At 66.2% G+C, this 14309-nt stretch carries 14 protein-coding genes and 1 pseudogene; 3 read left to right on the top strand and 12 right to left on the bottom strand.

What is annotated here, in order from left to right:
• Nucleotides 1–114: 114 nt before the first annotated feature.
• The 8 genes and pseudogenes from DC31_RS03905 to DC31_RS03870 form a co-directional block, all read right to left on the bottom strand.
• Nucleotides 115–783, bottom strand: a complete 669-nt coding sequence (locus tag DC31_RS03905) for an O-methyltransferase (protein WP_036277208.1) — start codon at nt 781–783, stop codon at nt 115–117.
• Nucleotides 784–923: 140 nt separating this feature from the next.
• Nucleotides 924–1778, bottom strand: coding sequence for a CPBP family intramembrane glutamic endopeptidase (locus tag DC31_RS03900; protein WP_235201327.1), 855 nt, complete (start codon nt 1776–1778; stop codon nt 924–926).
• Nucleotides 1775–2785 carry a DUF1648 domain-containing protein gene (locus DC31_RS03895; protein WP_051606389.1) on the bottom strand — a complete coding sequence of 337 codons (1011 nt, stop codon included), beginning with the start codon at nt 2783–2785 and terminating at the stop codon, nt 1775–1777. Before DC31_RS03895 ends, DC31_RS03900 begins: the two co-directional genes overlap by 4 nt.
• Nucleotides 2782–3132, bottom strand: a complete 351-nt coding sequence (locus DC31_RS03890) for a GntR family transcriptional regulator (RefSeq protein WP_036277205.1) — start codon at nt 3130–3132, stop codon at nt 2782–2784. Before DC31_RS03890 ends, DC31_RS03895 begins: the two co-directional genes overlap by 4 nt.
• 235 nt (nt 3133–3367) lie before the next feature.
• On the bottom strand, nt 3368–4882 hold the full coding sequence (locus tag DC31_RS03885; RefSeq protein WP_051606388.1) for an aldehyde dehydrogenase family protein: 1515 nt from the start codon (nt 4880–4882) through the stop codon (nt 3368–3370).
• Nucleotides 4879–5619, bottom strand: a complete 741-nt coding sequence (locus tag DC31_RS03880; RefSeq protein WP_081813707.1) for an HD domain-containing protein — start codon at nt 5617–5619, stop codon at nt 4879–4881. Before DC31_RS03880 ends, DC31_RS03885 begins: the two co-directional genes overlap by 4 nt.
• 18 nt (nt 5620–5637) lie before the next feature.
• A pseudogene (locus DC31_RS03875) lies at nt 5638–6404 on the bottom strand (SDR family NAD(P)-dependent oxidoreductase).
• Between the two features lie 22 nt (nt 6405–6426).
• Entirely contained in the window at nt 6427–8001 is a 1575-nt protein-coding gene (locus tag DC31_RS03870; RefSeq protein WP_235201326.1) for a PEP-utilizing enzyme, read from the bottom strand.
• Nucleotides 8002–8015: 14 nt separating this feature from the next.
• Here DC31_RS03870 and DC31_RS19130 point away from each other — a divergent pair, with 14 nt between their 5' ends.
• A complete protein-coding gene (locus tag DC31_RS19130) occupies nt 8016–8276 on the top strand; it encodes a hypothetical protein (RefSeq protein ID WP_235201325.1) in 261 nt (86 codons plus the stop codon).
• 73 nt (nt 8277–8349) lie between these two features.
• On the opposite strand, the gene DC31_RS03865 is transcribed toward DC31_RS19130, so the two are convergent.
• From DC31_RS03865 to DC31_RS03850, 4 genes are all read right to left on the bottom strand, one after another.
• A complete protein-coding gene (locus tag DC31_RS03865) occupies nt 8350–9429 on the bottom strand; it encodes a PEP/pyruvate-binding domain-containing protein (RefSeq protein ID WP_036277202.1) in 1080 nt (359 codons plus the stop codon).
• Nucleotides 9426–10538 (bottom strand): cytochrome P450, encoded by a 1113-nt coding sequence (locus tag DC31_RS03860; RefSeq protein ID WP_235201324.1) that lies wholly within the window; start codon nt 10536–10538, stop codon nt 9426–9428. The genes DC31_RS03865 and DC31_RS03860 overlap by 4 nt, the downstream gene beginning before the upstream one ends.
• Before the next feature lie 294 nt (nt 10539–10832).
• Nucleotides 10833–11630 carry an IclR family transcriptional regulator gene (locus DC31_RS03855; protein WP_036277199.1) on the bottom strand — a complete coding sequence of 266 codons (798 nt, stop codon included), beginning with the start codon at nt 11628–11630 and terminating at the stop codon, nt 10833–10835.
• Between the two features lie 10 nt (nt 11631–11640).
• Nucleotides 11641–12390 (bottom strand): HD domain-containing protein, encoded by a 750-nt coding sequence (locus DC31_RS03850; protein ID WP_235201323.1) that lies wholly within the window; start codon nt 12388–12390, stop codon nt 11641–11643.
• 177 nt (nt 12391–12567) lie between these two features.
• Here DC31_RS03850 and DC31_RS03845 point away from each other — a divergent pair, with 177 nt between their 5' ends.
• Together DC31_RS03845 and DC31_RS03840 are read left to right on the top strand one after the other, a co-directional pair.
• Entirely contained in the window at nt 12568–13809 is a 1242-nt protein-coding gene (locus DC31_RS03845; RefSeq protein ID WP_051606387.1) for an FAD-dependent oxidoreductase, read from the top strand.
• The gene (locus DC31_RS03840; protein ID WP_051606386.1) at nt 13806–14297 is read left to right on the top strand and encodes a flavodoxin domain-containing protein; all 492 of its coding nucleotides are present in this window, start codon (nt 13806–13808) and stop codon (nt 14295–14297) included. Before DC31_RS03845 ends, DC31_RS03840 begins: the two co-directional genes overlap by 4 nt.
• Nucleotides 14298–14309 lie beyond the last annotated feature (12 nt).

The following is a 14309-nucleotide window of genomic DNA, read 5'->3' as shown; positions in this document are numbered from 1 at the left end:
GTGCTCCTTGCTCAGGGAAAGGGTTGTGGTGGAGCGTCGTCGATCCGTGGTCAGTCTAGCCCGCGGCGTCCGTCATACGCAGGCCCGTGTCCTCAGACGATTACGGCAATGTCCTCAGACGATTACGGCAATCGCGATGCCGTCCCAGCCCTTGATTCCGACCGTCTGCAGCGCGGTGGCGTCGAAGCGCGGGTCTGTCCCGAGCATGTGAAGGGCTTCGCGGGTACCGGTCACACGCGGATCCGTGGCATCGTCTCGGACAATCTCACCATCGCGGCCGATGTTGTCGAGCAAAATCACGGTTCCGGGGCGACCCAGTCTTGCCGCCCAGTCGAGGTAGATCGTGTTCGACTCCTTATCCGCATCGATGAAGACCAGGTCGAACGGATCTGAACCCTCGAGCGTCGGGAGCACGTCTGCCGCGCGCCCGATGCGGATCGCGACCCGCTCCCCCAGCCCCGCGGCGTCGATGCTCGCACGCGCGACAGCCGCGTTCGCCGGTTCCGCCTCGATAGTCGTCACTGTGCCGCCCTCGCCGACAGCCCGTGCCAGCCAGATCGTCGAGTAACCGCCGAGCGTACCGATCTCGAGCACGCGGCGCGCTCCGCTGATCCGGGCGATGAGGTTCAGCAGCTTTCCGCTGACCGGCGCAACCTCGATAGCGGGAAGCCCGGCCGCGTGCTGCGCGGCGAGCGCGGCCTCCAGCTGTGGGTCATGCCCGACAAGCGTGTCGGAGAGGAACTCGTCCGTGCGGCGCCAGTTTTCGGGGGTCGGTTCAGTCATGGCTCCACCCAACCCCGGGGCGCCGGCGCCGTCAAGGGTCAGGGCCTCGTGTCTTCAACGACGCGGTGCCGACAGCATCCGGCCGACTGCGCCGTCTAGCTCTGGCTGTCTGCGGAACTGCCCGGTCAGCGCGAGGACGATCACGACAACGGCGCACACGATCCATCCGGCGACGCGAGGGGTCCCGCCAACGCCATGTCGAAGGTCGTTCCCGCCGCGAACAGCAACCCGATGAGCCCAGCGGACGCATTCATCGCACCGTGCGCGAACACCGCCGGCCATAACGACGCCGAGCGCAGACGCAGCCAGCCCAGCAGCACACCCCAGGCGATGCATCCGCCCGTCATGAAGAGGACGCCAGTGATGTCAATACGCCCGAAGTTGTAGCCCAGCAGGATGACAGGCGAGTGCCACAGGCCCCAAATAGCACCGCTGATCAACAGCGTGGGCCAGGTGCCGAGCGGACGAAGTGCCGGCACTAGGAATCCACGCCAACCGAGTTCCTCACCAAACGCCATCACGGCATTGACCGTTGCTGCTGCAATCGGGATCAGGACGAGCTGAGACAGGATGACGACGATCGCGGGTGGCACCGGCGCCCCGGCCGGCATGCTTGCGGCGAGCTGTTCGGAGAAGCCAGAGAACTCGACGAGGTCAAGCTGCACCCAGCCGCACAGCGCTGCGACGGCGACGCTGGCCACGACGAGCACGACCGGACCGAAGAGTCCCAGCACCATCATCCAGACCACGCGCTTGGCCGGTCGCACCGGCCACATACCAAGGAATCGCAGGCGCTCCCCTTTGGGGATCGGACGAAGCGCGAGCAACACGATCAGCACGGCGAGTGCTGGCGTGAACATCATGATCGGGATGAGAACGCCGGCGAGGGGATTCGTCAAGCCGCCGTCCAACCAGAGCGGAAGCGCGACGAGCCAGGCCAGGCCGCACGCCAGCAGGATGAAGGCGATCGTGGCTGCGGGCCGGATGTGGGTCATGAGTTTTCTCCTCGGTCGGGGTTATTCATTGCTGCGGTGAGTGCTGCCGCGGCGGTGCGGGCGTCGTCGATTGTGACGACGAAAGTCCTTCCGTTCGCGCGAGTTACCTGCAGGCCTTCACCGGTGCGCAGCACGACGCCCATGCGCCCATCGATCGCGAGGCGCAGTCCCCATCCCCCGAACTCTGCCATCGGATTCACCTGCACAACCTGAACCTCAGTGATATTCGACGCAGGGATGTTCCAGCGAGGCCAGCCGGCGATGGAGCGCATGAGCAGACCATCACCGTTGATCCGCACCCGGAACACGAGCGTGGTGGCGATCAGGGCAATCATCAGCACCGTCACGACCAGCGTGATCCATCCGGCTCCCCCTTGGCCAAGTGCAAACACCCAGACGGTGGAGACGATCAGGATCAGCACTGCGAGCGCCAAGGTGATGACTCCGGGGCGACTCATCGCCGCAGTTCCGAACCATGCGGCTTTCTCCCCCGGCGCCAGCCGGAGCTGCAGCGCCTGTTTCGACGGCGCAGGTGTCGCTGTCACGTTCGGTTGAAGGAACCAGCCGGCCAGGCCGAGCAGCACCATCGCGCTGAAGCCGATCGCCATCACTACTCCGATTTCTCCGCCGGCAGAGTCGCGCTGGATAGCCACCGATCCGACCGTTGAGACTGCCACCATTCCGGACGTTGCCAGCGACGTCGCGCCGAGAAGCCGGCAGGTGACCCCCCAGGACTGCTTCATCATGAGCAGGATCGGGACCGTCATCATCAACGGCAGCGCCAAGCCCAGAATGATCTGCATCCAGACAAGAAGCATAGGGCTGCCGTAGCCGTCCGGTCCGTTCGATCCCCAGTGCGTGACGATTTGATCGGGTAAACCCGGGAGCCATGTCAAGAGAGCCCCGACGGCAATGGCGGCGACCACCAACGGCACGATCAGTCCAACGACAGCGAACGCGCTTCGTGCACGACGCACGTCAGCGTTGATGGCAACAGGAGTATTCATGATTCGATCTCCGAGACGAGAGCAGCGAGCGTGGCGGGCGAGATTCCCCGAGCGCCTGCGCGACGCACGAGCTCGGTGACTTCACTGGCGATTTCGGCGAGGGGTGCGGCGGATGCCGAGACGACAGCTCCGCGCCCCCGGCGGAGATCGACCAACTTCTCGTCGCGAAGCTGCTGGTATGCGCGCAGTACGGTGTGCAGATTGATGTCGAGCGCCTCAGCCACTTCTCGTGCCGAAGGCAGCCGATCCCCAGGCACGAGACGCCCGGCGAGGATGTCGACACGCACCGAAGAGGCAACCTGTTCGAACAGCGGACGCGAACTCTCCGCGTCGATTCTGATCAACATCGCCCACCTCCGTCCCATTTCTAATTATTCTAGTTGAACTAGAACAAGTGTCGCAACCCTCCAGAAGAAGGAAGCCCTGGTTGGAGACGGGTTCAGGGCATTGCGGATGGCAGGTTGCCCGCGACGGTCAAAGCCGCAGGCAACCTGCCATCGTCAAATCGTCGGTGCGCCGCACGCGCAATTTGGGGCTAGTTGTGTCCCCTTCGACGTGTACTCGACCGGAGCACTCAGGGAATCACGCGAGCGGGGTGTGCCGATGGATCGACTTGTAGGTGAGGTAGGCGTGCAGCCCCTCTGGCCCGTATTCGACGCCGAGCCCCGAGTCGCGCCGACCGCCGAACGGCGCCGCGTGGTTCGAGGCGAAGAAGTTGATGCCAACGCTGCCGCTGTCGATGCGGTCCGCGGCCTGGAGGGCACCGCGTTCGTCGGCGCCGAACACGATCCCGCCGAGACCGAACTCGGTCGAGTTGGCGAGGGCGATAGCTTCGTCGACCTCGTTGTAGCGCAGCACGGTCAGGACAGGGCCGAAGATCTCCTCGCGGGCGACATCCATGCCTGGCGTCACCTGCGTGAGAACAGTGGGCTCGACGAAGAACCCCGCATCGAAGGGTGCGGGAAGCGCGGGCGCCGCACCGCCCAGCGCGACGTGGGCACCCTGGGCTCGCGCCGACGCGATGTGGGCACGCACACTCGCCTGCTGCGCGGCGCTCGCCGACGGGCCGAAGATCGTGGCGGGGTCGAGCGGATCACCCTGGGGCGCCGCGGCGACGGTCTGCACGATCGCCTCGACGACCTCATCGTGGCGGCTGTCGGGAACGAGGATGCGCGTGGAGATGTAGCACGTCTGGCCGGTATTGCGCAGGCTGGAGCGGATGAGCACCGAGCGCAGCACGGCGAGGTCGGTGTCGGGGAGCACGATGGCGCTGGACTTGCCACCGAGCTCGAGCGTCACGGGGCGCAGCAGTTCACCGCACTGGCGGGCGATGGAGCGGCCGACCTGGGTCGATCCGGTGAACGCAACTTTGTCGACGTCGTCGTGCCGCACGAGTTGGTCGCCGAGTGCGCCCGAGCCGGTCACGACGTTCACGACGCCGTCAGGGATGCCAGATTCGGTAAGTGCCTGCACGATGAACCGCACGGACAAGGGGGTGAGCGATGCGGGCTTGATGACGACCGTGCAGCCGGCCAGAAGCGCCGGAGCGAGCTTGACGACGACGAGATTGATCGGGAAGTTCCACGGCGCGATGAGTGCGCAGACACCGATCGGGTCACGGCGCACGACCGTCTCATGCGTGCCGGCCGGCGCGGGCCGCACGTCGTCGGATTCGAGCAAGGGCGCGAGGCCCGCGAAGTAGCGGAAGATTGAGGCGGCGTTGGCGGCCGCCCCTCCGCTCTCCGCGACGGGCGTGCCGTTCTCGAGCGTATTGGTCAGTGAGAGCGGCTCGGCAAGCTGTTCGAGGCGATCTGCCGCGCGCCGGAGCACGGCCGCGCGCTCGGAGGGCGCCATGCGCGGCCACGGTCCGCGATCGAACGCCCGTCGGGCACTTGCGACAGCGGCATCGAGGTCGGCGCGGTTGCCGACGGGAACGCTGCCCCACTCCTGCGCCGTCGCTGGATCGATCACTCCGCGGCGCTCTGAGGAGTCCGCGCGCACCCACGCGCCGTCGACGAAGATGTCATCGACGTGCCGGAAGGGCAGCGGAAGAGCATCGATGCGCTCGGCCGGCGCAAGAGCAGCGGGAGAGTTCACCGGAGAACCGCGGTCTTCAGCAGCGCGCGCGATCGCTCGAGCTCGGCGCGAGCCATCTCGACACCCGCGACGGTGAGCAGCTCGGGCAGCACGTCGGCTTCGAGCCGGTCGGTGTACTGGGCGGGCGTCATCGAGAACCAGGTCGATGAGACCGCAACCCCCGTGTGGGTGAAGCGCCACAGTCGATCGGCGTCGCGCATGAGCGCATCCTCGATGCTGTACGCGACCAGGCGCGTGTCGTGGCCCTCGATGATCGCGCAGACTGCGTCGATGAACGGCTGATCGTAGCCGAGTGGAGGGAGCACTTCGCCGGCGACGAGGCATCCCTGCCGCTCATGCTCGAACCGGATGCCGGAGCGGCGCCAGTCGGGTCCGAATCCCTCCGAGATGATGCGGGACTCATCCACCCGCGCCCAGCCCGTGTCGTGCAGCAGAGTCGCGACCCGGACGAGGAGGCGGTCGGCTTCGGGATGCGCGTCGCAGAGGCGCTCGGCGAACGCGAGCGAGATGGGCAGGTGGATGTCGTTGCGGCGCGCGCGCGTCTCGGGCTCGACCGCCAGCCAGATCTCGTCGAGATCGGTGTCGGCGGCGGGTGACAGCGAGATCGGCGCGGTGTCGATCGAGCCAGTGGCCGGGATCGGCTGCACGGGGTATGCCTGAGCGAACGCCTCCGCCGATGTTGTGTCGACGATTGCGTCGTGGTGCCTGCTGGCGGTTGCTGAGGTCAGGTTCGACATGATGCTCCCGTGTGTGTGTCAGATGAACTGGCGGCCGCCGTCGACGACGAGCGTCTGGCCTGTGATGTACCCGCTGTCCGGGCCGGTGAGGTAGAGGATGGCGCCGACGATGTCCTCGGGCCGAGCCGAGCGCTTGAGTGCCGATCGCGTCACGCCGTAGTTGTCGGCGTCATCGATGAGCGCATAACTGGCTTCGGTGAGGGTGAAACCGGGTGCCACGGCGTTGACGGTGATGCCGCGGGGGCCGAGTTCGCGGGCAAGTACACGGGTGAGTCCGATGCGCCCGCCTTCGAGGCGACGTAGTGCGCCCACTGCTCGGAGCCGCTGAAGACCGTCGCGCTGGAGATGTTGACGATCCGCCCGCCGTCCTCGAGCGCATCGCGGGCCGCGACGGCCATCACCCACGGACCGCGCAGATTCACGGCCATGACGCGATCCCATTCGTCCACCGTGATCTCATCGAACGGGGCACGCCGGATCGTGGCGTAGATCGCCGCGTTGTTGACGAGCGCTGTGAGTGGACCCGCGGCGGTGGTGCCGGCCTCGACGGCTCCTGCAGCCGAGGCCGGGTCTGTGACATCGACGTAGACGGCGTGAGCCTGCCCGCCGGCCGTCTCGACCAGGCGCGCCGTCTCGCGCGCCTGGTCGAGATCGATGTCGGCCGCGATGACCGTGACGCCGCGCGCAGCAAGTGCCTGGGCGATCGCTCGCCCGAGGCCCCCGCCGGCTCCCGTGATGAAGGCCGTGCCTGCGTGTGTCGTCTCCACGTCATCGCTCCTTGTCATGATCGGTTTTCAGTGGCCGTGCTCAATGACCGTGACCGTGCGCACCGACGAGCGCGCCATCGGCGTCGGCGGACTCGTCGACGATCTCGACGGTCCCCGCTGTGCCGTTGACGCGCAGCAGCTGTCCCGTGCGAATCGTCGTGCTCGCCGTTCCCGTGCCGGTGACCGCCGGCAGGTTGTACTCGCGGCACACGATCGCGGCGTGGCTCATCATGCCGCCGATGTCGGTGACCGTCGCCTTGATCTTGCCAAAGATCGGGCCCCACGACGGAGCCGTGACGGATGCCACGAGGATCTCGCCCTCCTGCACCTGGTCGAGATCATCGGGGCTCGCGATGACGCGGGCTCGACCCTCGACAGAGCCGGGCGATGCCGCCATCCCGCGCAGCAGGCTGCCGCCGCTTTCGTCGTCGGAGAGCCAGCTGTTCACCTGCTCGGTCGTGATGCCGTAGAGCATCGAGGTGAAGGGCTCAGTGATCTCCTCGGGTGGCGTGTTCAGCGCGATCTGCGGTCGCTGCGTCTTGAGCGCATCGACGATCCCACGGCGACGCTCGATCTCGGTGGGCCAGTACGCCGGGCCCACCGGATCAGCTCCGACGCCCCATCCGGTGACCAGGTCGAACAGCGCGTCGCGCACCTCGTTGCGGCCCAGGTAGAAGATGCCGTCCTCGTCGGGCCAGAAGCCCTCCGCCTGAAGCATCCGCGAGAGCTCGCGCACCTTGCGCCAGAACACGCTCATCGCCCAGTGCTCGATGTAGAAGTTGTGGTTCTCAACGTAGGGGTAGGCCGTCTCGGCCAGCGCGAGCTTGGCATTGAACGTGTCGAGCGCCTCGCCTTCGAGCAGCTCGCGGTACTCCGACTTGATCCGCTCGCGCTCGGCGATCAGCTCGTCGATCGGACGCTGGATGTCGTGTCCGCCGTCGAGGCGCCGGATGTAGTCCCGGATATAGCCGAGCGGAATCTCCTGGTGCTCGATCCAGTACTTGTCGTGGCCGTACATGCCGTTGCCGACGGTGAAGTTGAACCACGGCTGTTGAGCACCCTCATAGGCGGCGATCCACTCGTCGCCGCGCGGCAGCGCTGCGATCATCGCGAGCGTTCCCTCGACGTCGGCGGTGTTGCCAAATGCCGACTCCAGCGTGAGTTCCCGCGCGAGGATCGCGAGCTTCTTGAGCTCGTCGTCGGGGCGGAACAGCTCCATGTCAACGCCCTGCACCATCGTGGCGATGCTCAGCTCGGGGATGTCGGGGAACACCTGCTTGCAGAACATGAAGAAATCGAGGTAGGCGATATATCCGAGGTTCAGGAACTCGAAGTGGTACTGGTAGGCCTGGTAGCACAGCTGGATGAGCCGGTCGTAGTTCTCCAGGAGAACCTCGGAGCCGTCCATCGACTTGCCCGAGCGGATGTCTTCGATCGGCACCATCTCGGGGAGCTTCTCGAAGGTCAGTGACTCAAGTTCGCTGATCGTTCCCTTAATCTTTCCGTACCATTTCTCCAGCAGCGGCTCCCAGTTCTGGAAGTAGTAGCCGGCGCGCTCCTCGAAGTGCGGCACGCGGTCGGCGATCTTCTCGACGGGCACCGGAATCGGCGACATGTAGAGATAGCGAGGTGTACGCGGAACTCGATGCCGTTCGCGTTCGGAATGAGGAGGTGTCGCGCGTTGAACTGGCCGAGACACTTGACGGCGAATTCGCCCGTGATCGTCTCGAACGGGCGGAACACCGTCGGCCAGTGCTGGCTGTCGCAGAACCAGAACTTGTCATCGTCGCCCGAGAGCTGGTCATCCTGGAACGAGAGGTAGTACGGGTACAGCTGCTCCCAGCCTTCAGCGCCGGCCGGAACGGTCAGCTCAGATGGCTTCAGGAATGAGCGGAGTGCCATGGGAATCCTTGCTTTCTCCGACGCGTCATCGCGTCGGGTTCGGGTGTTGCGTGTCTAGGAATCAGGCGGATACGCGCGTCAGCGACGCCGTGATGCTCCCGAGCGAGAATCCGCTCGTCGCGGCGACCTGCGGCACGGTCGCCGTCAGCGGCTTCGCGCCGTGCACGGTCTCGGGTCGGGCCTGGAGCAGCAGCAGGTTTTCGCCATCGGGCAGGTCAGCGTCGATGGCCCACTCGATGTCCTGCGGCACGCGGTAGTGCTTCTCGGCTCGCTTGGCAAGCTCCGCGACGGCTCGCAGCTCGACCGTGCTGAGGCAGGGAACGGAGCGCCGGGCGTTATCGACGTGCCGTTCGACGAGGCTGCCGTCGACCGGGACGAGCTCGCGCGCCTTGTCGCCGAGGTGCTGGCGCACGACGGCGAAGGTGATCTTGTCGAGCACGGTGTTGTCGGGTGTCACAGTGCCCGAGACGACGAGTTCGCCGAGCCCGTAGGACGCATCGATGACGACTTTTGAACGGTCTCCGGTGGCGGGATCGAGGGTCATCGCAACGCCGGCGGTGCGCGCGTTGACCATCTTCTGCACCACGACCGCCATGGACAGGCCGACTTCGTCGATGTTGTTTGCACGGCGGTAGGTGATCGCCCGCGAGGTATACAGCGAGGCCCAGCAGCGCCGCACATGCTCCTTGACGGATTCCGCGCCGTTGATCCACAGGTAGGTGTCCTGCTGGCCGGCGAACGAGGCATCCGGAAGATCCTCCGCGGTCGCGCTGGAACGCACCGCGACGGGGGTCTCGCGGCCGATACGATCCATGAGGGCCTGGTAGGCATCGCGAACCTGCGAGCGGACGGAGTCGGGAATAGCCGCCTTCTCGAGTGCCCCGCGGATGCGCGCGGATGCCGCATCCACCGCCTTGACGTCGTTCACGTCGAGCGCGTCGAGCTCTGAGTCGATCAGATCGGACAGGCCACTGGCATCCCGGAACTCGTCGAACGCGCCGGTCGTGATGACGAATCCGGGCGGCACCGGCATGCCGGCACCCGTCATCGTGATGAGGGACGCCCCCTTGCCGCCGTGGATGTCGACCTCGCCCTGGGTGAGATCGGTGAATGAGTGAACGACGGAAAGCATGGGCTTCATACCTCGTTCCATGCGACCGGCACAGCGGTCGGCACTCGGAAGGACAGGTTCTCGCGGAACTCGATCGCCTCGGGATCGACAGCGCGCAGCTGTGGCACCCGGCGGATGAGCTCTTCGAGCACGATCTTCATCTGCATACGGGCGAGGGGGGCGCCGATGCAGGTGTGGATGCCGAACCCGAACGACAAGTGTTCGCGCACATTCGGGCGAGCCACATCGAAATCGTCAGGGTGCTCGAAGCGGGAGGGGTCGCGGTTGGCCGAGCCCATGACGACCAGGATGTTGGCACCCTTCGGGATCGACACCCCGGCGATCTCGGCATCGCGGGTTGCCCGTCGGCGCCACGCCACGATCGACCCGGAAAAGCGGAGGACTTCTTCGACGGCTGCCGGAATGCCCGTGGGGTCGGCGACCAGGCTCTCCCACTGCGCGCGCGCAGGCAGCAGGACACGCAGCGAGTTGGCGAGCAGAGTAGTCGTCGTCTCGTGGCCGGCGAACAGGAGGCTGTAGAGCACCGACGCGATCTCGTGATCCGTGATCGGGTCGCCCTCGGCCTGAGCGCGCAGGAGGTCGCTGGTGAAATTCTCACCGAGATTCTCCTTGTACTGCGCGACGACGTTCTGGCACTCTTGCCAGTACTCGACCAGGTTGTGAGCGTGCGGGATCTGCTGCTCGTCGTCGAGGTCGCCCCACGTCATCGCCGCGCGCGAGTCGCTCCAGCGCTTGAACGTGGGAACCATGTCGGGGTTGACGCCGATGAGCTTGAGGATCGTCTCGGTCGGCAGGTCGTACGCGATGTCGCGCACGATCTCGCCCTGAGCATCGGGAGCGGAAAGCATCGCGTCGAGCAGTTCGGTCACGCGCTCGCGGATCGCGGGCTCAAGCTGGCGCAAGCGCCGGGGCGTGAACCCCTTGATCACGACGGAGCGGATGCGCGTGTGCTCCGGCGCCTGCCGGGAGCTGAGTCCTGAGTACACCGAGAAACCGCCGTCGGCCATGATCTGCTTGGTCGGTGGCCCGTAGGCACGCACGGGGGCGGCAGTGTTCTCGCTCGAGAAGGTTTGGTGGTCTGCGAAGATCGCCTTGATGTCGTCGTAGCGGGTGACCACGTAGTAGCCGATGCGCTCGTCGAAGAGATGGGCGCTTCCTCGCGAAGCCGCTCGTACGAGGGGAACGGGTTCTTCATCTGGAACGGCTCATAGCCGAAGTCTTCGCCGCCATCACCATGAATGATGGGGCAGCGGCCGGTCCCGGTTTCCGCGGTGGTCATCGTGCTCCTTTGCTCGGATCTCACTTGGTGTGGAAGCGTGCCCCCACGTTATGACCCGCTTCGAGCGGCCGTGCGATTGGTTCCACTGAGTGGACTCAATAGCCGAGTGGACTCGGACAGCTGAGTGGACCGATCAGCGATGCAGCGACGGCTGTCCGCTCTGGTAGAGCGTCTCCCAGGGAAAGTGGGCCGTCACCTTCGCGATGCGCCGGCTGGTGCCCTGCAGGGCGGGGACGAATCTCTCCATCGTGTCAGCCTGCTCGGGATTCACCACGACGCCGACGGCAGCGACCACCTGCGAGGACTGGAACACCGGCACCGCGATCGAGCACGACCCGACCCGCACCTCTTCGCGGGTGGTGGCGTAGCCTCGCGTGCGGGCTTCGTCGAGTTCGCGCCGCAGTGCCTTGGGGTCAATGATCGTGCGCGCCGTCGCCTGCTCCATATGCTCGCGGTCAAGGTAGGCCTCGCGCACCCACTCCTCCTCGAACGCGAGGATCGCCTTCCCGACCGCCGTCGCATGCATCGGCAGTCGGCCGCCGACCCGCGATGCGCGCGGTACGCGGCGGGTGCCGTAGATGCGCTCGATGTAGAGGACTTCGTCGCTCTCGCGTACAGCGAGATGGGTGGTTTCGCCGACGAGCGAGAACATGTCCTGCAGGAAGGGGCGGGCAGCATCACGCAACTGTCGGCCCGCGTTCTGCGCGATCTCCCAGAGGCGGATGCCGAGGGCGTAGCGGTTGTCGGCAGTGCGGGCGAGCAGGCCCGAATTGACGAGCCCGGTCAACAGGCGATGCATGGTGGCTTTGCGCAGGCCCGTTGCCGTGCACAGTTCGGTAAGGGTCTGAGCTCCCGGGGCGCGGTCGAACGCCTCGAGGATGAGCATGACCCGCTCGAGGACTCCGGTGCCGTCGCTGTTCCTGCCCGACATAGGTCCCCGATCAATCGTGGGCGAGCGTGGTGAACTGCGGCCACATGGTGACGGAGTTCACCGCGATGAATCCGCGCGCGAGGGCGCGGCCGGGCTCGGTGAACAGGTGGTCGACGACCCGCGAGGCGCATAGGGCCAGCGTCTGCGCTCGGTCCAGGCCGAACCACTCCATCACGACGTCGATTCCGTGCGGGGTCACGCGCCAGGTCTTGTCGGAGTCTTTGACGATCGCGTCTTCGATCGAGAGGGCGTGCGTGCGGCTGTCATGTCCGTCGATGATCGCCGCAATGCGCTCGATTGCTGCCGGATCGTGGCCGACGTCGGTGAGGATTCCGCGCGCCAGTCGTGCACCCTCGACTTCGTGTAGTCGCACGAGGTCGGGTCGGCCGCCGCCTGGCGCAATCGCGGCGAGCACTTCGTCGGGCGGCACCTGCGACCAGCCGATGTCGTGGAGCAGGATCGCCGGCAGCACGACGACCGGATCTGCCTCCGGCAGTGCGGCGCAGAGGGCCGCGGCGATGCCCAGCGCTTGGAGGGAGTGCGCGTCGTTGTCGCGGGTCGCCAGCAGGGGGGCTGCCCGCTCCCACATGCCGAGCAGATCGACGCGCAGGCCGTCGGGTTGGACGGGCGCCATCGCAACGAGATCGAGCACCCCCGGGGCATCCTTGGGAATGAATGCCGAGACATCGTCGCGGAAGCTTCGACCGCGCGGGTGCATCTTGATTGCCGGCCAGTGGGCGACCTGAGGAATCTCGGACATCGTCGTCGTGCTCCTTTCCGATGGCATGCGGCGCACGCCTCGTTCCTCCACCGTGCGAGATATCGTGCACGAGGGGGAGCAAGGTTCCACTCAGTGGGACTCTACCGGGAGAACTGGTAGGTGTCCACAGTACCATTGGGGCGCCATCAGGCTACGAGGACGACGGGAGGTGACGGGATGCGCGAATCAGGCGATTCAGCGGAACCCGATGCCGTCGGCGCACAGATCGCCGTCATCGGCAGCGGTCCGAGCGGGTGTTACACCGCGCAGTTCCTCACCAAGGCGGACCCGAGCGTGCGGGTGACCGTGTTCGACCGGCTGCCGGCGCCCTTCGGGCTTGTGCGCTACGGCGTCGCGGCCGATCATCAGGGCACGAAAGCCGTGATCCGCCAGTTCGAGCGGCTCTTCGACTTGCCCCGCGTGCGCTTCGCCGGAAACGTTGAGCTCGGCCGTGAGCTCTCGATAGACGACCTGCTCGAGAGCTTCGACGCCGTGATCCTGGCGACCGGACTGCACGATGACCGCCTGCTCGAGACGGATGGATCAGCTCTGCCTGGAGTCGTCGGCTCTGGCGTGCTGACGCGCTTCCTCAACGGCCATCCCGACGAAGACGGCGAGACACTCGCCTGCGGCAGCGATGTCGTGGTGGTCGGGGCCGGCAACGTCGCGGTCGATGTCGTGCGGCTGCTCGCCAAGACGGCCGAGCACTACGAGGGCTCCGACATGGACGACGAGGCGCACAGTCGACTTACTGCCGGCGTGCGGTCCATCACGCTCGTCGCACGTTCCAGCGCCGAGGCGGCGAAGTTCGACCGGGCCATGGTGCGAGAGCTCGGAGATATCGCCGGCGTCGCGATCGAGGTGCACGGCGTAGATACCGACGCGAGCGACCCGAAGAGCGAGACGGTTCGCGCGCTGGTGACGACGGATGCCCCATCCGCACGCGTGCGGATCTCCTTGCGATTCCACACCACACCGGGCGAGATCGTCGGCACTGAGCACGTTGAGGGGCTCCGCGTCAGCGACGCATCCGGCCAGCACGTGATCCCTGCCCAGACGATTGTGACCGCGATCGGCTTCAGGGGCGAAACCCTTGCGGTCTCGGACCCTCGAGTGCACACCGTCGGCTGGGCCCGTCGCGGTCCGGTCGGCACGATCCCGGATAATCGGACTGATGCACGGCAGGTCGCCGACGAGGTGCTCGCCGGCCTTGCCACACGGGATCCAGCGCTCCCCGGGTTCGACGGACTGCCGCAAACCGTGCGTGATCGCGCCGTCGCGATCGACCACTGGCGCCAGCTCGATGCGGTCGAACTCGCCAGCGCCGACGCGGGGCGCATCCGCCGCAAGATTCGCACGTGGGCTGGACTTCTCGACCAGCACACTGTCTCTCACGACACCAAGGGAACAGACCAATGACGATAGTGACTCTGTACGGCACCGAGTCGGGCAACTGCGAGATGATCGCCGAAGATATTGCTGACGCGATCCGCGACGTCGAGGTGCAGGTCGAGGACATGTCCGTTTTCGATCCGGCCGACCTCGATGCGGACGTGCTCTACCTTGTCGTCTGCTCGAGCCATGGCGATGGCGATCTGCCCGCGGGAGCGCAGCCGTTCTTCGATCGTCTCGAGCAGCAGCATCCCGATCTGACGGGCCTGCGCTACGCGATGTTCGGGCTCGGAGATCGCGCCTACATCGACACGTACAGCCAGGGCAGCGAGCACCTCGACCGACTCTTCACCGAGCTGGGTGCGACCCGCGTCGGAGAGTATGGCCGCCACGATGCATCCGGGTTCGACGACCCCAGCGACCTGTCCATCGCGTGGGCAAAGGCCGTCGTCGGGGAGCACGCCGCCGGCCCATCCCCGTTGGCGGCGACCCCGACGGCGGTCGTGGTCTCCTGATCGGACAACTGA

The organism is Microbacterium sp. CH12i (assembly GCF_000685355.1).
GTDB lineage: Bacteria > Actinomycetota > Actinomycetes > Actinomycetales > Microbacteriaceae > Microbacterium.
This window is presented reverse-complemented; position numbering and strand designations above follow the sequence as displayed.